Source organism: Enterobacter cloacae complex sp. P15RS (genome assembly GCF_014895905.1).
In the GTDB taxonomy this organism is placed as follows: domain Bacteria; phylum Pseudomonadota; class Gammaproteobacteria; order Enterobacterales; family Enterobacteriaceae; genus Enterobacter; species Enterobacter quasihormaechei.
In genome coordinates this window covers 237,992-256,346 of record NZ_JADBQL010000016.1, presented here as the reverse complement: position 1 = coordinate 256,346, position 18,355 = coordinate 237,992, and the positions used below count along the sequence as shown (strand labels likewise).

The 18,355-nt window shown below is 53.3% G+C and carries 14 protein-coding genes and 3 tRNA genes (1 of these 17 only partly in view); 8 read left to right on the top strand and 9 right to left on the bottom strand.

Annotated elements, in window-relative coordinates:
- From IM267_RS11295 to IM267_RS11285, 3 genes are all read left to right on the top strand, one after another.
- Positions 1 to 18 (top strand) — tRNA-Ala (locus IM267_RS11295); it begins 105 nt to the left of the window's first position.
- A 41-nt stretch (positions 19 to 59) separates the two neighbouring features.
- Positions 60 to 135: transfer RNA gene (locus IM267_RS11290), tRNA-Ala, on the top strand.
- Between the two features lie 211 nt (positions 136 to 346).
- Positions 347 to 2,536, top strand: coding sequence for an EAL domain-containing protein (locus tag IM267_RS11285; RefSeq protein WP_193033412.1), 2,190 nt, complete (start codon positions 347 to 349; stop codon positions 2,534 to 2,536).
- Between the two features lie 45 nt (positions 2,537 to 2,581).
- Here IM267_RS11285 and nupC read toward each other — a convergent pair whose 3' ends face one another.
- Positions 2,582 to 3,769, bottom strand: coding sequence for a nucleoside permease NupC (gene nupC, locus IM267_RS11280; protein ID WP_063450445.1), 1,188 nt, complete (start codon positions 3,767 to 3,769; stop codon positions 2,582 to 2,584).
- A 345-nt stretch (positions 3,770 to 4,114) separates the two neighbouring features.
- Between nupC and IM267_RS11275 the strand changes: the two genes are divergently transcribed.
- The gene (locus IM267_RS11275; protein WP_193033411.1) at positions 4,115 to 5,353 is read left to right on the top strand and encodes an Nramp family divalent metal transporter; all 1,239 of its coding nucleotides are present in this window, start codon (positions 4,115 to 4,117) and stop codon (positions 5,351 to 5,353) included.
- 33 nt (positions 5,354 to 5,386) lie between these two features.
- On the opposite strand, the gene ypeC is transcribed toward IM267_RS11275, so the two are convergent.
- Entirely contained in the window at positions 5,387 to 5,734 is a 348-nt protein-coding gene (ypeC, locus tag IM267_RS11270; protein WP_193033410.1) for a DUF2502 domain-containing protein YpeC, read from the bottom strand.
- A gap of 126 nt (positions 5,735 to 5,860) precedes the next feature.
- On the bottom strand, positions 5,861 to 6,859 hold the full coding sequence (mgrA, locus tag IM267_RS11265) for an L-glyceraldehyde 3-phosphate reductase (RefSeq protein WP_193033409.1): 999 nt from the start codon (positions 6,857 to 6,859) through the stop codon (positions 5,861 to 5,863).
- Between the two features lie 186 nt (positions 6,860 to 7,045).
- Here mgrA and ipdC point away from each other — a divergent pair, with 186 nt between their 5' ends.
- Complete coding sequence (gene ipdC / locus IM267_RS11260) at positions 7,046 to 8,704, top strand: indolepyruvate decarboxylase (RefSeq protein ID WP_193033408.1); 1,659 nt, start codon at positions 7,046 to 7,048, stop codon at positions 8,702 to 8,704.
- Here ipdC and IM267_RS11255 read toward each other — a convergent pair whose 3' ends face one another.
- On the bottom strand, positions 8,705 to 9,940 hold the full coding sequence (locus IM267_RS11255) for an ion channel protein (RefSeq protein WP_193033407.1): 1,236 nt from the start codon (positions 9,938 to 9,940) through the stop codon (positions 8,705 to 8,707).
- Between the two features lie 205 nt (positions 9,941 to 10,145).
- Here IM267_RS11255 and glk point away from each other — a divergent pair, with 205 nt between their 5' ends.
- Complete coding sequence (gene glk / locus IM267_RS11250; RefSeq protein ID WP_063868132.1) at positions 10,146 to 11,111, top strand: glucokinase; 966 nt, start codon at positions 10,146 to 10,148, stop codon at positions 11,109 to 11,111.
- A 35-nt stretch (positions 11,112 to 11,146) separates the two neighbouring features.
- On the opposite strand, the gene IM267_RS11245 is transcribed toward glk, so the two are convergent.
- Both IM267_RS11245 and IM267_RS11240 read right to left on the bottom strand, forming a co-directional pair.
- The gene (locus IM267_RS11245) at positions 11,147 to 11,878 is read right to left on the bottom strand and encodes a LytTR family DNA-binding domain-containing protein (protein WP_063450438.1); all 732 of its coding nucleotides are present in this window, start codon (positions 11,876 to 11,878) and stop codon (positions 11,147 to 11,149) included.
- Positions 11,879 to 11,891: 13 nt separating this feature from the next.
- On the bottom strand, positions 11,892 to 13,589 hold the full coding sequence (locus IM267_RS11240; RefSeq protein ID WP_063868135.1) for a sensor histidine kinase: 1,698 nt from the start codon (positions 13,587 to 13,589) through the stop codon (positions 11,892 to 11,894).
- A gap of 386 nt (positions 13,590 to 13,975) precedes the next feature.
- Between IM267_RS11240 and alaC the strand changes: the two genes are divergently transcribed.
- On the top strand, positions 13,976 to 15,211 hold the full coding sequence (alaC, locus tag IM267_RS11235; protein WP_193033406.1) for an alanine transaminase: 1,236 nt from the start codon (positions 13,976 to 13,978) through the stop codon (positions 15,209 to 15,211).
- 57 nt (positions 15,212 to 15,268) lie between these two features.
- On the opposite strand, the gene ypdK is transcribed toward alaC, so the two are convergent.
- Both ypdK and lpxP read right to left on the bottom strand, forming a co-directional pair.
- Positions 15,269 to 15,340, bottom strand: a complete 72-nt coding sequence (gene ypdK, locus IM267_RS21555; protein WP_099458937.1) for a membrane protein YpdK — start codon at positions 15,338 to 15,340, stop codon at positions 15,269 to 15,271.
- Positions 15,341 to 15,699: 359 nt separating this feature from the next.
- Positions 15,700 to 16,620 (bottom strand): kdo(2)-lipid IV(A) palmitoleoyltransferase, encoded by a 921-nt coding sequence (lpxP, locus tag IM267_RS11225; RefSeq protein ID WP_167349523.1) that lies wholly within the window; start codon positions 16,618 to 16,620, stop codon positions 15,700 to 15,702.
- 268 nt (positions 16,621 to 16,888) lie between these two features.
- Between lpxP and IM267_RS11220 the strand changes: the two genes are divergently transcribed.
- Positions 16,889 to 18,268: a diguanylate cyclase gene (locus IM267_RS11220; RefSeq protein WP_193033405.1), complete on the top strand. Its 1,380-nt coding sequence runs from the start codon at positions 16,889 to 16,891 to the stop codon at positions 18,266 to 18,268.
- Positions 18,269 to 18,281: 13 nt separating this feature from the next.
- On the opposite strand, the gene IM267_RS11215 is transcribed toward IM267_RS11220, so the two are convergent.
- Positions 18,282 to 18,353, bottom strand: a tRNA-Arg gene (locus tag IM267_RS11215).
- Positions 18,354 to 18,355 lie beyond the last annotated feature (2 nt).

The window sequence follows — 18,355 nt, the reverse complement described above, 5'->3', positions numbered from 1 at the left end:
TCCCGCTTAGCTCCACCAAACTCTGAACCCAACAGAGTGCGGTAGGTAAAGTAACATGTGGGGCTATAGCTCAGCTGGGAGAGCGCTTGCATGGCATGCAAGAGGTCAGCGGTTCGATCCCGCTTAGCTCCACCAAAATTTAAACCCTCGTCGCAAGACGGGGGTTTTTTTATATCTTGTAAAATGTTTAGACTCTTTTTGTTGCCAGCAATGTCGTTTTCTATACATCACCTCAATCCAAATCAATAAACAAGTCTATAAATAGACCTGAACTTGATTCGTGCAATTAATAAACCTATTATCCATCCGGTCAATAAGACGATGGTTAAATAGATCACACGGATTAATGAATAGAAAAATTTACAATAATGTAAAAATATTTATGATTGCCCTGGCGCTAAGCCTGATTGCGATCCCCTTTTCCCGTTATATCTCCCCGCGCGCTATCGTCAACGAAAATGATGTTTATTTAGCGTGGTTGCCCTTAAGCGCTATGCTCGCCATCGTGTTGTTATTTGGACGACGGGCAATCATTCCTTTACTGATTAGTTTTAGTGTTACTAACATTTATTACTTTGATTTAGCATTGCTACAATCTTGCGTGTTATTACTTTGTCAGACGTTTGCCGTCTTTGCGGCCTGTGGCGTCATCCGCCTGATGCTGGGCAAGCGCTGGCGACACAGCATGCCGAATAAGTACATCGGTATACGTATTTTCTGGCTCGGATTTATGGTTCCTGTAGGCATCAAATTATCGATGTATCTGGCTGGATATTTATTTGATTTCCCGGTGACAATCTCCTCCTATTTCGGCGAAGGCTCTGCAATTTATAACGTTATCGATATTCAAAGCCTGATTTGTGCCGCCCTGATTTTCACCATGATGTTCTATTACCCGTTAAGAATGATAATTAATCCCCGGTATGCCCGAACATTCTGGCGGCGAAGCGTGAAGCCTCTCTTTTGTCACAAAAAAGCATTATTTATCGTTGTGTGGCTGATGCTGTTGGTCTCGATGATCGCTATTTTGTGCGCGCCTTTCGAGTCACAGTTTATAGCTGGTTATTTGATGCCAATCGTTTTTATTCTTTTTACCCTGGGGATTGGTCGTCTGAGCTATTCGCTCATCTCTTTGCTCTGGGCGGCTTCGGCGCTCATGCTGTTGACCTACAATTATAATTTTCTCAATGGCGTTGAATCGGGTCACTCACTTTCCTTTATCCTGTCGGTGCTCATCTCTTTCGCCATCTGCCTGCTTTACATGTCACGGATCTTCCAGAAAAGTGAATGGCTGAAACAGGGATGGCAGGAGAGGGCGCTTACCGATCCGCTCACCGGTCTGCCTAACATTCGTGCGCTGGAAGTTTTTCTTCAGCACCATCCTGAGGCTAAAGTCTGCTGCCTGCGCCTGGATAATCTGGAATTCCTGAGTCGTCACTACGGCATCCTCATGCGCGTGCACTGTAAAAAGATGATCACCGCGTCGCTGCAACCGCTATTGCAAAAAGACGAGAAGCTCTTCCAGCTGCCGGGCAGCGAGCTGGTGGTGGTTTTGCTGGGGCCGGGCACGGCTGAGCGCCTGCAATATATGGTTGACCAACTGAACAGCCGTAAGATCACCTGGAACAAGACCGAGCTCGACATTGAGTTTGGTGCCTCCTGGGGGGAAGTGCCGGATGGGGAAAGCCTGCACCACACGCTGGGTCAGCTGAGCTGGCTGTCCGAGCAATCCTGTGGCGGGCATAACGTTCTGGCGTTAACCAACAGTCTGGATGATGTCTCTGGTCAGACGACGGACAGGGTGCTAATGCTGGCCCGCATAAAACGCGCCCTTGATATCGGCGGTCTTCACCTTTACGCCCAGCCAATCCACAACGCGCGCGGGGAAGGGTATTTTGAAATCCTCTCCAGGCTGGAAAGCGATGGCGAGATCATCACCCCTGATCGCTTTATTCCGCTGATTGCTCAGTTCAACCTGAGCCACCGGTTTGACCTGAACGTACTGGAAAAATTGCTGATGTGGATGCGCAGCCATCCGTCCGGACGTGCAGGAACGCGCTTCTCCGTCAATCTGATGCCGCTGACGCTGATGCAAAATGAGATTGCGGCTGAGATTATTGCCCTTTTTGAACGCTACGCTATTGCGCCGCAAGATATCATCATTGAGATCACCGAGGAACAGGCTTTCTCTGACTCGGGAAGCAGCATCAAAAATATCCAGCAGCTGCGTGATTACGGCTTCCGTATTGCTATAGACGACTTTGGTACCGGCTATGCCAACTTTGAGCGCCTGAAGCGGCTGGAGGCCGATATCATTAAGATTGATGGCAGCTTCGTGAAAGATATCTGCACCGACAGCATGGATGCGATGATCGTGCAGTCCATTTGCAACATGGCAAAAACGAAATCGCTGTGTGTGGTGGCTGAATATGTGGAAACGGCTGAACAACGCGAAATGTTGCTGCGATTTGGCGTAGATTATTTGCAGGGCTATTTGATTGGTACACCCCAGCCTCTGACGGCGCTGGAAGCATAAAAAAACCGGGAGCGATGGCTCCCGGTTTTCGTTCAGCGGTATGAATTACAGGACCAGTGCCGCGATAGAGGCAGACAGGACGCTCACCAGCGTTGAACCGTAAACCAGCTTCAGGCCAAAGCGAGACACCACGTTACCCTGCTCTTCGTTCAGGCCTTTAATCGCGCCAGCGATGATACCGATGGAAGAGAAGTTCGCGAAGGAGACCAGGAAGACGGACAGGATCCCTTCCGCGCGCGGGGAGAGCGTGCTGGCAATCTTCTGGAGATCCATCATCGCCACGAATTCGTTGGATACCAGTTTCGTTGCCATGATGCTGCCCACCTGCAACGCTTCATGAGCAGGTACACCCATCACCCAGGCAACCGGGTAGAAGATATAGCCCAGAATGCCCTGGAAGGAGATACCCAGTACGGCCGCAAACAGGGCGTTCAGCGCAGCGATCAGCGCGATAAAGCCAATCAGCATCGCGGCAACGATAACCGCAACCTTGAAACCAGCCAGAATGTATTCACCCAGCATTTCGAAGAAGCTCTGTCCCTCGTGCAGGTTTGACATCTGAATGTTCTCTTCGCTGGCATCCACACGGTACGGGTTAATCAGCGAAAGGACGATAAAGGTGCTGAACATGTTCAGAACCAGCGCTGCAACCACGTATTTAGGTTCCAGCATGGTCATATACGCGCCCACGATAGACATGGAAACGGTAGACATTGCGGTCGCCGCCATGGTGTACATGCGGTTGCGGGACATCTTGCCGAGGATATCTTTATACGCAATGAAGTTCTCAGACTGACCGAGGATCAGCGAGCTGACTGCGTTGAAGGACTCCAGCTTGCCCATGCCGTTAACTTTAGATAACAGGAAGCCGATCGCACGGATAACCACCGGCAGAACACGGATGTGCTGGAGGATACCGATCAGGGCAGAGATGAAGACGATAGGGCAGAGCACTTTCAGGAAGAAGAAGGCCAGACCCTGATCGTTCATGTTGCCAAAGACAAAGTTTGTCCCTTCGTTGGCAAATCCGAGCAGTTTTTCGAACATTTCGGAGAAGCCTTTCACGAAGCCGAGGCCTACGTTGGAGTTCAGGAAGAACCACGCAAGTAAAACTTCAATGACCAGCAGCTGGACAACATAGCGAATACGAATATTTTTGCGGTCTGTGCTGACCAGCAATGCGAGTGCAGTAACGACAACGAGTGCCAGGACAAAATGAAGGACGCGGTCCATATTTGCTCCAAATATGAGGCAGGTTTAATTTCCGTGCACATTCTATGTAACAAGCACAAAGAAAACGAGATCAAGCCCACACTATAGTTACATCCTGTGACGAGTCTCAAAAATAGTGATCAACAATACATTTTTGTTATGTTAGGTAAATGAGTGAAAAGTTAAGTTTGTGTGCTACGCTTCACAAATGTCTGCGCATTTTCACATTCTGTGACCTTGCTCCACCTGCCTGTCTATTGTTCCTGACTATCAGAGAAATCATGTTAACCATTACAAATGAACTTGATAATCATTCTCATTTTGATAGCATAAAACATAGCAAAGGCTATATTTCCAGAGGCAGAAATGACGAATAGTCGCGTAGAGAGTAGCAGCGGCAGAGCGGCACGCAAGCTGCGGTTCGCATTAATGGGACCGGCATTCATTGCCGCGATTGGCTACATCGATCCGGGTAATTTTGCGACCAATATTCAGGCCGGGGCCAGTTTCGGCTATAAGCTGCTGTGGGTTGTGGTTTGGGCCAACCTGATGGCGATGCTGATTCAGATGCTTTCCGCGAAGCTGGGTATTGCCACCGGGAAAAACCTGGCGGAGCAAATCCGCGATCACTATCCGCGTCCGGCGGTATGGTTTTACTGGGTCCAGGCGGAAATTATTGCCATGGCTACCGATCTCGCCGAGTTTATCGGTGCGGCGATCGGCTTTAAGCTTATTCTGGGCGTCTCCCTGCTACAGGGCGCCGTACTGACCGGTATCGCCACGTTCCTTATTCTGATGCTCCAGCGGCGGGGACAAAAACCGCTGGAGAAAGTCATCGGCGGCCTGCTGCTGTTCGTCGCTGCCGCCTATATCGTTGAGCTGGTTTTCTCCCAGCCGAATCTGGTGCAGCTGACGAAAGGGATGGTGATCCCATCGTTACCCACCTCTGAAGCCGTTTTTCTCGCGGCCGGGGTGCTGGGGGCGACCATCATGCCGCACGTGATTTATCTGCACTCTTCTTTAACCCAGAATCTGCACGGCGGAACGAGCAAAGAGCGTTACTCCGCCTCGAAATGGGATGTGGCGATCGCGATGACCATTGCCGGATTTGTGAACCTGGCGATGATGGCGACCGCCGCCGCCGCGTTCCATTTTAACGGGCATACCGGGGTTGCCGATCTCGACCAGGCTTACCTGACGCTGGAGCCGTTGTTGAGCCATGCCGCGGCCACTATTTTCGGTTTAAGCCTGGTTGCTGCGGGTCTCTCGTCTACGGTTGTGGGAACGCTGGCCGGGCAGGTGGTGATGCAGGGGTTTGTACGTTTCCACATTCCTCTGTGGGTTCGCCGCTCGGTAACGATGCTGCCTTCCTTTATTGTCATTCTGATGGGGCTGGATCCGACACGCATTCTGGTGATGAGTCAGGTGCTGCTGAGTTTCGGTATTGCGCTGGCGCTGGTGCCGCTGCTGATCTTCACCAGCAACAAATCGCTGATGGGCGATCTGGTAAATTCAACGTGGGTGAAACGCGCCGGCTGGACCATTGTGGTGGTGGTGGTGGCGTTAAACCTCTGGTTGTTAATAGGCACGGCGGCAGGGCTGTAAAAGAAAAAGGAGCCGTGAGGCTCCTTTTTGCTGTTAATGATGATGGCCGTGACCGTGGCCCCTGCCTTTACCATGGCCTCTGCCGCCGCGACGGTCGTCACGATCGTGCCAGCCTTCGCGGTAGCCGCGTTCGTAGGCCTTACGCTTATCCCAGCCACGGTGATAGCCGTTATCGTGTTTCCACCAGCGGTTTTTACGCCACTCATAATGGCGGTGCCAGTAGTCACGGTCGCGCCAGCCGCCGCCGTCCCAGTAGTTACCGTAATTGTCGCGATCGCCAATTTGTAATTTTATCGATGGCAACAGGGTGATTTCGCCAGCGTTGGCGACCAGCGGGGCCGAAGCCAGTAATACCGCTGCAAGAATCAGTGACCTGAACATACTCTTCTCCTTCACGATCGGGGCCGCTGTGCGACCTGTTAACGCAATTTTACGAGTTGGTAAACATTCGTTTCATCGCCTCAACTCCTAAATCATGAAGGAGAGCACTTTTTGCTAAAAGTAATGTTAATCTGAACTGGACAGGATCGCTTCTATCGTCTTCAGCTCTTCTGCGGAGAAATGACAATTTTCAAGCATGCCTGCTGCATCATCAATTTGCCCGGTTTTGCTTGCGCCGATGAGCACTGACGTCACCGCATCGTGGCGCAGTATCCAGGCCAGCGCCATTTGCGACAGCTTTTGCCCCCGGCTTTGCGCCAGCGCGTTCAGCTTACGCACTTTTTCCAGCTTATTGTCGGTGATTTGCTCCGGATTAAGGAACTTACTGCCGCTTGCCGCGCGAGAATCTGCCGGGATGCCGTTCAGATAGCGATCGGTCAACTGTCCACCGGCCAGCGGAGAGAAGGGGATACATCCCACCCCTTTTTGCTGCAATACCTCCAGCAAACCCGCTTCAGGCGCACGTTCAAACATGGAGTACTTCGGCTGGTGGATGAGACACGGCGTGCCCAGATCCTCGAGTATTTCAATCGCCTGTCGTGCCAGTTCTGCCGGGTAGTTGGACAGACCAATGTACAGCGCCTTGCCCTGACGCACCACGTGGTCAAGCGCTTTCATGGTTTCACGCAGCGGCGTTTGGGGATCGGGACGATGGTGATAGAAAATATCAACGTACTCCAGCCCCATACGCCTGAGGCTTTGATCCAGGCTGGCGATCAGGTATTTACGCGAGCCCCAGTCGCCGTAAGGCCCGTCCCACATGGTGTAGCCCGCTTTGGTGGAGATAATCAGCTCATCGCGCCAGGGCAGGAAATCCTCCTGCAAAATGCGACCAAAATTACGTTCGGCCGACCCGGGAGGCGGGCCGTAATTATTGGCAAGGTCAAAATGCGTAATACCCAAATCGAACGCGCGCTGTAAAAGTTGACGGCTGTTTTCGAGCAGCGTCGCGTCGCCAAAATTATGCCACAGCCCCAGCGAGATGGCGGGAAGCTTGAGGCCGCTTTGTCCACAGCGGCGATATTGCATTGTCTGATAACGATTTTTGTCAGGTTGATAACCCATTGGCGAGACCTCTGGCGCTGAAAAGAAAAATCAGTGTATACGTTTACACTCACCCGAAGAAAATGAGCATAGCTCAGCTTTTTTCGTAAAGCATTCTTTCCATTCTCGACTTCTCGCCATTTCTGGACAGGCTTCACGCTTATTTAATACTCAGAGTGAGGTCAACGTCAGAAGGACACCTATAATATGCGTACCCCCTATTGCGTCGCCGATTACCTGCTGGACCGACTAACAGATTGCGGTGCCGATCATCTGTTTGGCGTGCCGGGCGACTATAACCTGCAATTTCTCGACCATGTGATAGACAGCCCGGACATCTGCTGGGTGGGCTGTGCCAACGAACTGAACGCGTCTTACGCTGCTGACGGCTATGCCCGCTGTAAGGGCTTTGCCGCGCTGCTGACGACATTCGGCGTTGGGGAATTAAGCGCCATGAACGGTGTGGCGGGCAGCTTTGCCGAACATGTTCCCGTGCTCCATATTGTGGGGGCCCCGGGTATGGCGGCACAGCAACGAGGAGAGTTATTGCACCATACGTTAGGCGACGGCGAGTTCCGCCACTTCTATCATATGAGCGAACCCATCACCGTCGCACAGGCGGTGCTCACCGAACAAAACGCCTGCTATGAAATTGACCGGGTGCTTACCACCATGTTGCGGGAGCGCCGTCCGGGCTATCTGATGCTGCCTGCCGATGTGGCGAAAAAAGCCGCTACGCCCCCTGTAAGCGCTCTCACTTTGCATCCCGCACCCGCTGATTCAGCCTGTTTACAGGCGTTCCGTGAGGCTGCCGAAAAGCGTCTGTCCATGAGCAAACGCACCGCGCTGCTAGCGGATTTCCTGGTGCTGCGCCACGGCCTGAGAGACGCCGTTCAGAAGTGGGTCAAAGAGGTGCCAATGGCCCACGCAACGATGCTGATGGGTAAGGGCATTTTTGACGAACGCCAGAGCGGCTTTTACGGCACCTATAGCGGGTCGGCAAGCGCCGAACAGGTTAAAGAGGCGATCGAGGGTGCCGATACGGTGCTGTGCATTGGCACGCGTTTTACCGATACGCTCACCGCCGGATTTACCCATCAGCTGACGCCAGCCCAGACGATAGAGGTTCAGCCCCACGCTGCCCGCGTCGGTGACGTCTGGTTTACGGGCATCCCGATGAGGGAGGCGATTGAAACGCTAACGGCTTTATGTAAAACGCATGTACGTGATACGCGAACGTCATCAGATAACAACGGCTTTTCGTTCCCCACTATCGAAGGGTCTCTGACGCAGGAGAGCTTCTGGCGTACCCTGCAAGCGTTTATTCGTCCCGGCGATATCATTCTGGCTGACCAGGGAACATCTGCTTTTGGCGCTATCGATCTGCGTTTACCGGCAGACGTCAACTTTATCGTCCAGCCGCTGTGGGGCTCGATTGGCTACACGCTGGCGGCGGCTTTTGGCGCGCAAACGGCGTGTCCGGATCGACGCGTGATTGTCCTGACGGGCGACGGCGCCGCGCAGCTGACCATTCAGGAGCTGGGGTCAATGCTGCGCGACAAGCAGCGCCCGATTATTCTGGTGCTTAACAACGAAGGGTACACGGTCGAGAGGGCTATCCACGGGCCGGAGCAGCGCTATAACGATATCGCCCTCTGGAACTGGACGCAGATCCCGCAGGCGCTGAGCCTGGCGCCTCAGGCAGAGTGCTGGCAGGTCAGCGAAGCGGAAGCGCTGGCGGAAGTGCTGGATAAAGTGTCACACCACGAGCGGCTGTCGCTGATCGAGGTGATGCTGCCGAAAGCCGATATTCCGCCGCTGTTGAGCGCGCTGACCAAAGCGCTGGAGGCGCGCAATAACGCCTGATTACCTGTCGTTTCGCCATGCCATCAGCATCGGTTTGCCCGCCAGCAGGAGCCAGGCGGGCAACATCACGATACAGAGCAGCGGCAGAAGCGTGGTATCCGGCACGACAACGGCCGCCATAAACAGGCTTAGCCACGCATCGCGCGTGACCACCAGTACCAGCCCCAGAATGGAGCAGGAGACGGTAATCGCCGCAGGGACTGCGTCGACGTGCTCATGCAGCATCAGCCCCAGCGCGACCCCAACAAAGACCGCCGGGAAGATACGACCTCCCCGGAAACCACAGGCCGCAGCGACCACGAGCGCCGCCAGTTTAACCAGCGCGAACAGCAGATAATCTGAAACGCTAAAGACCTGGCTGAAGGCCAGCTGCTGCATCTCGTCCAGCCCCTTAAACAGCGTAACCGTCCCGCCGATGGCGCCTAAAACGCCCAGAATAAAGCCGCCCATACTCAGAATCAGCACCGGATGCTTCAGCCTGTGCATCAGGCGATGCAGGCGCGGAAGACACCATACCGCGACCATCCCCAGCGCAATGGCTATCGCGACGACGACGGCACCGCTGAAAATATCGGCGAGCTGCATCTGACCGTAGTGGGGGATGGGCAGCGAAAAATGAGGATGGAAAAACAGGCTGGTGGTGAGCGCCCCCGCAGCGGCGGCCATCAGCGGCGCGAAGAGTTTGTCCCACAGCGGCACGTCATTGTCCCTGCTCAGGGTTTGAGAAAAGATAAGCGCGGCGGCTACTGGCGTGCCAAACAGCGCCCCGATGGTGCCGGCGGAGGCCAGAATCGTCCAGTCCAGCGCGCCAACGCGCGGGAAAAGACGCGCCCCCAGGAAGACCGCCAGCGCGATGTTGACCGCCATAATGGGGTGTTCAGGCCCGAGGCTCACGCCGCCGGCGAGGCCGATAATCAGCGCGATGATAAGCCCCGGCAGGGCAGAAGGCGAAACGGGCGCGCCAATCAGTGGTTCCAGCGCCGGGTCCGGCCCGGCGTGTCCCGGGCTATAGCGGATCACCAGGCCTACGGCAATCCCGGTCAGAGTCAGCATCATCATGATCCAACCCGGCGAGTCAATGCTGATGCCGAGCTTTACCGGTAGCGCAGACCACAACAACGATTGCAGCACCGATGCCACCTTCATGACGACGATGAGCACCAGGCTCGACGCCACGCCAATAATCAGCGCCGGGACGGCCAATAACAGCATGGTTCTGGCTCGCGGATGGAGCATGATGATTTCCTTGTACAAAACGGCTTAACGTTACTTTGCACAATCAGCATTGTGGCAATAGTGCAAAAGGTGCTGAAACGGTAAAGTTATTATGTGACGAAGATCGATAATCCATGGGCAGTCACCTTCTGGTCGTTGTTGTTATCACGCCTTGAATTTACAGTGTCCCAAAGATTTATTCTGACTTTAGCGGAGCAGTAGAAGAATGACAAAGTATGCTTTGGTAGGTGATGTGGGCGGCACCAACGCTCGCCTTGCCCTGTGCGATGTGAACAGCGGTGAAATTTCTCAGGCGAAAACCTATTCAGGGCTGGATTACCCAAGCCTGGAAGCGGTGGTACGCGTCTATCTGGAAGAGCATAAAGTGAGCGTTGAGGACGGTTGTATCGCCATCGCCTGTCCGATCACCGGCGACTGGGTCGCGATGACCAACCACACCTGGGCCTTCTCAATTGCCGAAATGCAGAAGAACCTCGGCTTCTCGCACCTTGAAATCATTAACGACTTCACCGCGGTTTCCATGGCTATTCCGATGCTTAAGCAAGAGCATCTGATTCAGTTCGGCGGTACGGCCCCGGTTGAAGGTAAACCGATTGCCGTTTACGGCGCGGGCACCGGTCTGGGGGTGGCGCACCTGGTTCACGTCGACAAACGCTGGGTGAGCCTGCCGGGCGAGGGCGGTCACGTGGATTTTGCGCCGAACAGCGAAGAAGAGGGCATTATTCTTGAGGAGCTACGCGCCGAGATTGGTCACGTGTCGGCCGAGCGCGTGCTTTCTGGCCCGGGACTGGTGAACCTGTATCGGGCGATTGTGAAATCAGATGGCCGTCTGCCGGAAAATCTGCGTCCTAAAGACGTGACCGAACGCGCGCTGGCCGACAGCTGTACTGACTGTCGCCGTGCGCTGTCGCTGTTCTGCGTCATTATGGGGCGTTTCGGCGGCAACCTGGCGTTGAATCTTGGCACCTTTGGCGGGGTCTATATTGCGGGTGGGATCGTGCCGCGCTTCCTCGATTTCTTTACCGCCTCCGGCTTCCGCGGCGGCTTCGAAGACAAAGGCCGCTTCAGGAGCTACGTGCAGGACATTCCGGTTTACCTGATTGTCCACGACAATCCAGGCTTGCTTGGCTCCGGTGCGCATCTGCGCCAGGTGCTTGGCCAGATCCTCTGACGCCCGTCCCCCTCTCCTGCGGGAGAGGGAACGCACTACAGGTGCATGAGCTGGCGGAACTCTTTCACCCTGCTGCGGCTTACCGGCACCTGAAAATCCAGATCCTTCAGACGCAAAATATAGGTGTTATTAAACCAGGGCTCGATTTCGCGGATCTTGTTCAGGTTGACGCAGAACGAACGGTGGCAGCGGAAGAAGCGGGCGGCCGGGAGTTTATTGCAAAATTCGGTGATGTTCATCGCCATGACGTAGGATTCACGCCGCGTATAGACAAACGTCATTTTTTCATGCGCTTCGGCATAGTAAATATCGTCGACAGGCGTGACGATGATCCGTTCGTCTTTCACCAAATTAATGGTGTCGTTTTCCCGCGCTGCCGGGCTGGTGCTGGCGGGCAGCGTCTGCTGCTGCCATGCGGCTTCCAGCTTGTGCAGCATGCTGATAATACGCGATTCCTGGTAAGGCTTGAGAATATAGTCAAACGCCTCGAGCTCGAAGGCTTCCACGGCATGCTCTTTCCACGCGGTGACAAACACAATAAACGGCTTGTGGGCGAACTGATTGATATTTTGCGCCAGCAGGACGCCGTCCAGCGACGGAATATTAATATCGAGAAAAATCGCGTCGACCCGGTTATGCTGCAAAAATTTCAGCACGTCCAGACCATCCTCAAAGCAGCCAACAATCTCCATCTGGCTGTGGGTTTTGATAAGCCAGCTCAACTCCTGCTGAGCCAGAATTTCATCTTCTACAATGATGACTTTCATCTGTTACTCCGGCCTACGGCAACAAGGAAATGGGGGCATTAACGGGCGTTCGTTCATTCGGAACATAAAAAGCAATCTCGGTGCCCGGCTCAAGACGGTGAATGTGCAGCCCGTCACCGAACAGCAGCTTGACCCGATGGTGCACGTTCAGCAGCCCAATCTTGTTGCCCGGCATTTCATTTGCCTCGACGCGCTCGATGACTTTCGGATCGATGCCGTGTCCGGTATCGCGCACGGCGATGCGCACGCGGTTACCGCTTTCCGTCACGCTAATCGTGACCACGCCTTTGCCTTTACACGGCTGAATACCGTGAACAATGGCATTTTCCACCAGCGGCTGGATCAACAGGCTTGGGATCACGCAGTTGACCTCCTCATCAATATCGTAAATGACCGTGAGCTTATCGCCAAAGCGTGCCTGCTCAATCGCGATGTAATCCTTAATTTGATACAGCTCTTTTTTGATGTCGATCTGCTCGTCGTCTTTTAGCTCAATGTTGTAGCGCAGATAGCGTGACAGATTAAAAATCAGCTGCCGCGCGGTGTCCGGATTAAGACGGATGGAGGAGGAGATCGCATTTAGCGCGTTAAACAGAAAATGGGGATTGATCTTGCTTTGCAGGGCACGGAGTTCTGCCTTATTTGCCATCTCGCGCAGCTGCTCCGCACGCGACACTTCAAGTTGGGTAGAGATAATTTGCGACAGGCCAATCGCCATTTCCTGAAGCGAGGAGGTGATTTGGTGCGCGTGACAGTAGTAAATTTTCAGCGTCCCCGTGACGACCCCTTTTTCCCACAGCGGGATCACCAGCATCGAGTGGATCTCTGGCGTTCGGTGGGCTTCATCATTATTTTTAATGATGATTTTTCCGTAATTAATTGCCTGTCTGGTGGTCGGGCTGATGGTATCGTCGCTGTCGCGGTAGTTGTGCTCACCGACGCCAACGTAAGCCAGCACGTGGTCAATATTGGTGATAGCGACCGCATCCGCATGAATGTCCCGGCGGATGATATCGCAAACCTGACGTAAAGAGTCGGCGTTAACGTGTCGGAAAAGCGGCAGCGTTTTGTTGGCAATATCCAGCGCCAGCTTGGCCTGACGCGCGGCGCTGGCCTCTTTTTCGCCTTCCACGCTTTGCACCAGCAGCACGATAAAACCGATACAGACGCTCCCGAGGATCATCGGAATCCCGATCTTCGAGACGATATCCAGCCCCAGCGCAACGGTGGGCGCCCAGACGACGACCAGAATCATGGTCAGCGTTTCGCAAATCATCCCTGCGATAATCCCCGCACGCCAGTGCTGCTTTTTCGGGATTTTGCGGTTAATCCAACCGGAGAGTATCCCGGCAATAATGCTGGTGATAAAGCAGGGGACGGCCGTCACGCCGCCAATATCAATCAGGTATCGGTGGGTCCCAGCGATAATGCCCGTAATAATCCCGACCCAGGGGCCAAAGAGGATCCCGCCTGACATCACGGCGATGATGCGCACGTTTACCAGCGATCCTTCTACCGGCACGCCGGACCAGGTGCTGAACAGGGCAAACATCGAAAAGATAAACGTGACGGCCAGCAGCTCTTTTGGCGAGTGGGCTGATTTATGCAAAAGCTCGCGAAACAAGCGAATGCGGATGAGGAAAAAGAGACAGATCAGCATTAATGCCGCGCGGTCGAACACCGCCAGGAGCATATTGAAGATTTCGTGCACGGTCAGGCCTGGGAAAACGGGAAAAATCTATGATAGAAAACATGGGGCCTGATGACCAGCTATCCGTCAGATTTATCAAATGAGGAAAAACCATAATTCCCAAAGGGGATTGTTCGATTTTGACTGAAAGGCGGTGCGTTTCCGTTTGAGGTAAAAAGTACGGTAACAATACTGATAACAACGTGTTAAATCGTAGCGCTTAAAACTGCCTGTTCGCGAAAAGAGTTCCGCTTTTGACTGCTATAGTATTCCCGTTTTAGCGCAAAATATTATTTTGTCATCACCCTCTCGACAGCGTCTTTTTCTTCAGGTTATTTTCTAAGCACGCCACACGGGTGGCAGCGTCGCTCGGACGGTCCGGGCGCTAACGTGACTCTGAGGAATCTATGGCTGAATTCAGTCCTGAACGCCGTTTTACGCGTATCGATCGTCTCCCCCCTTATGTTTTCAACATCACTGCTGAACTGAAAATGGCTGCGCGTCGGCGCGGCGAAGACATTATCGATTTCAGTATGGGTAACCCTGACGGCCCAACGCCGCCGCATATCGTTGAGAAACTCTGCACCGTTGCCCAGCGTTCTGATACCCACGGGTACTCGACCTCACGCGGTATTCCCCGGTTACGTCGGGCGATCTCTCGCTGGTATCAGGATCGTTATCAGGTGGATATCGATCCCGAAAGTGAAGCGATCGTGACCATTGGCTCGAAAGAGGGGCTGGCCCACCTGATGCTGGCGACGCTGGATCACGGCGATACCGTCCTGGTGCCGAACCCGAGCTACCCTATTCATATTTATGGGGCGGTGATTGCCGGCGCGCAGGTTCGTTCTGTTCCGCTGGTGGAAGGCGTCGACTTCTTTAACGAGCTGGAACGGGCGATTCGTGAAAGCTATCCAAAGCCGAAAATGATGATCCTCGGCTTCCCGTCTAACCCAACGGCACAATGCGTTGAACTCGAATTTTTTGAGAAAGTGGTTGCACTGGCTAAGCGTTACGACGTGCTGGTGGTACACGATCTCGCCTATGCCGATATCGTTTATGATGGCTGGAAAGCGCCGTCCATTATGCAGGTACCGGGTGCCCGTGATGTGGCGGTTGAGTTTTTCACGCTCTCGAAAAGCTACAACATGGCGGGCTGGCGAATTGGATTTATGGTCGGGAACAAAACGCTGGTGAGCGCCCTGGCACGTATTAAAAGCTACCATGACTATGGCACCTTTACGCCATTACAGGTCGCGGCCATCGCGGCGCTGGAAGGGGATCAGCAGTGCGTACTTGATATTGCCGCCCAGTACAAACGCCGCCGTGATGTGCTGGTCAAAGGGCTTCACGAAGCGGGCTGGATGGTGGAAATGCCTAAAGCTTCCATGTACGTCTGGGCGAAAATCCCCGAGCCGTATGCGGCGATGGGATCGCTGGAATTCGCCAAAAAACTGCTTCAGGACGCGAAGGTGTGCGTCTCTCCGGGCATTGGCTTTGGTGACTACGGTGACACGCACGTGCGTTTCGCGCTGATCGAAAACAGCGACCGTATCCGTCAGGCAGTGCGGGGGATCAAAAGCATGTTCCGCGCGGATGGTTTGCTCGCAGCAAAGAGCGTTACGGAACAAGCTGAGTCTTAACGGACACCAAAAAAACAGGCGCCAACGGCGCCTGTTTTTTTGACTGCATTTTCTTAACTAGATCATCAGAGCAAACGTTCCGGCCCAAACTAAAACAATAACCGAAATGCCCATAAAGAAATATTTCACGTTTCATCGCTCCGCGTATCTTCCGGTACGCATTAAAAAAACAGAGTCCAACTGAGTATAGAGAGTTGAAATCATGCGAAAGGGGAAATCGGATTTATCCCGTTCCGTCGCTAACTTCAACCCTGAATTCTGTGCTTTCCTGTCGCCAGACGGCGCTAATGTACGCCTAAAATTCAGGAGTGACAAGAGGCATTTTTTTAAATAATTTCCTATACTTACGAGTGTCGTGGAACGGCGACAGTTTGATTTCAGTACGCAATAAATGCGTATTGAGCGACGGTTGAACGAAACCGTTACGCATGGCGATGACAGGTGTTTGAAAAGGTTAGTTTCTTAGCGAAACTAACCTTCGGAAGGGTTCAAATATAGAGTGAGGCTTCGCCCAGTGGGCGGGTTTTGAAGCGGCGGTGCATCCACAGATACTGCTCAGGTGCACGCATAATCTCGAATTCAATCACCTTATTGATAAAGGTAGCGGCTTCACTTTCGTCTTCAGGATAGTTCGCCATTTCTGGGGAAATGTGCAGACGATAGCCTGACTTATCGGCTTTTCGGACCATGGTAACCGTTAACATCGCGGCGCCTGACAGACGTGAAATCACAAAGGTACCGTTTGTCGTAGCGACATCTTTAACCGCGAAGAAAGGGGCAAAGCTACTGCCTTTAGGACCGTAATCCTGATCCGGGGCAAACCAGACGGCTTCACCTTTTTTCAGGGCGCCCACCATACCGCGCAGATTGTTACGGCTGATCATCGCCTTGTTGGAGCGCATGCGACCCCGCGTTTGTACCCATTCCATCAGCGCACTGTTATGCGGGCGATAGGTTGCCATCATCGGCTGACAGAGGCCCATAACGCGGCCGCCCAGCTCAAGGGACATAAAATGTACGCCAACAACCATCACGCCGCGCTTTTGCAGCTGGGCACGCTTCAGGTTATCCAGACCTTCCACGTCGAACCATTTACGGACGCGTTCGTCTGACCAGAACCAGGCCATACCGGTTTCAAGCAGCGCCATACCGATAGATTTAAAATTTTCCGCAATCAGCGTTTCGCGCTGCTGCGCATTGTAATGCGGAAAGCAAAGTTCGAGATTTTTACGTGCAATGGACTCACGACGTTTGAGGAAGTGACGCGATGCGCTGCCGAGCTTCGAACCCAGAAAACGAATCACAGGATAAGGGAGTTGCACCAGTAGCCAAAGTACGCCAAGGCCGAACCATGTAAACCAGTAGCGCGGATGCAGAAACGCCCGCTGAAATTTGGATTGAGACAAAATAGTGGAACCTTTTTAAAGCCTGTGAAGGTAGCGCAGACTTCGCGATACCACGTGCCATTAAGACCGTAGGACGAGGTCATGGTTGCAGGCTTTACCGTTCTTTACGACGTTGCCTGGCCATTGCTGACTTGGGTGGGCGGCATAATGTAGCACCGTTATACAATATGAGCTATCACTCGTTTTTGCTTAAAAAAGCGACAATTGCGGAGTGGGTTGATTTTGCTATTGTTAAATCTGCGTTCCCGCATGACTCCTTAAGGAGCAGATCATGGAAACCTACCTGCAAACGGTGAAAGAAGAGTGGGTGAAGCTGATTAATGAGACCGATCCCGACGTGCATCGCCTTGCGACTGAGCTTGCCAGGGACAACGCATCGCCGCTGGTTGCTGAATTTTATCGTGTGGTGCTGGCGGACCCTTCGGTGGCTGAATTCCTGACGACCGAACAGGTGGAAAGGCAGCTTCAGGAGGCGCTTCGCCGCTGGCTTATAGATGTGCTCTCATGCCGGGTGGAGCAGGTTGAAGAGCAGATGCGGGCGCAGCAGCGCGCTGCGGATGTTCATGCCCGTATTGGTATCTCGGTTGATTTGGTCGAAATGGGCTTTCGTGTGCTGAAAAAGCTGCTGTTACCCGTCATTACTACCAGCGCCCATACGCCCGAGGTGAAGCTGCATATTTATCATTACGCGATAAACAGTATCGATCTGGCCATGGAAGTGATGTCACGAGCCTATGTTTTTAGCGAGAACAATGCGGCGAAGGAAGATGAGAATTACCGCATCTTTTCCTTAATGGAGAACGCAGAAGAGGAGAAGGAAAGACAGACCGCGGCGTTACTGTCATGGGAAATGGTGCTGCTGTATAAAATCACCCTTAATTCCAGCATCGGCAACAGTCTTCCGCTGGGTCAGTCTGAATTTGGGCTGTGGTTTAGCCATAAAGGTCGCCACTATTTCAGCGGGATCGCTGAGGCCGGGCATATCTCTCGTCTGATTCAGGAATTTGATGACCTTTTTAACGAGGTCCGTCTGTCAGGGCAGGACCTGAATGATAAACTGCACCGGGATAAATTCTTGCAGCGAATGCGGAATACCCTCTCGCAAATCATCACCCTGTTGCGCGAGCTATTTGATGAAGTTTCGCGGCACGAGGTGGGGGTGGATGTCCTGACCCGTCTGTTGAACCGCCGTTTCCTGCCAACCATCTTCAAACGCGAAATCCTGCACGCCACCCGGGCCGGGACAATGCTCTCAACGCTGCTGATTGATGTCGACAAATTTAAACAAATCAATGATACCTGGGGACACAATACCGGGGACGAGATCCTGCGAAAAGTTTCCGGCGCGTTCTACGACAACGTGCGAACCTGTGATTACGTTTTTCGCTACGGCGGGGATGAGTTCCTGATTGTGCTGACGGAAATCTCGGAAGTGGATACGCTGCGTATTGCCGAGCGCATTCGCAAACGGGTGGAAAAAATCAAGGTTAACTCCCCAACCGGCGAGATTATCCCGCTCTCACTCTCGATAGGCGCTGCGATGTTTAACGGTCATCCTGATTACGAACGGTTGATTCAGGCTGCGGATGAAGCCTTATACGGCGCGAAACGGCGTGGCCGGAACTGCGTGGAGCTTTGGAAGGGGGCATAAGGAAAAACGGAAGTGTCCCCTGCAGGAATCGAACCTGCAACTAGCCCTTAGGAGGGGCTCGTTATATCCATTTAACTAAGGGGACGA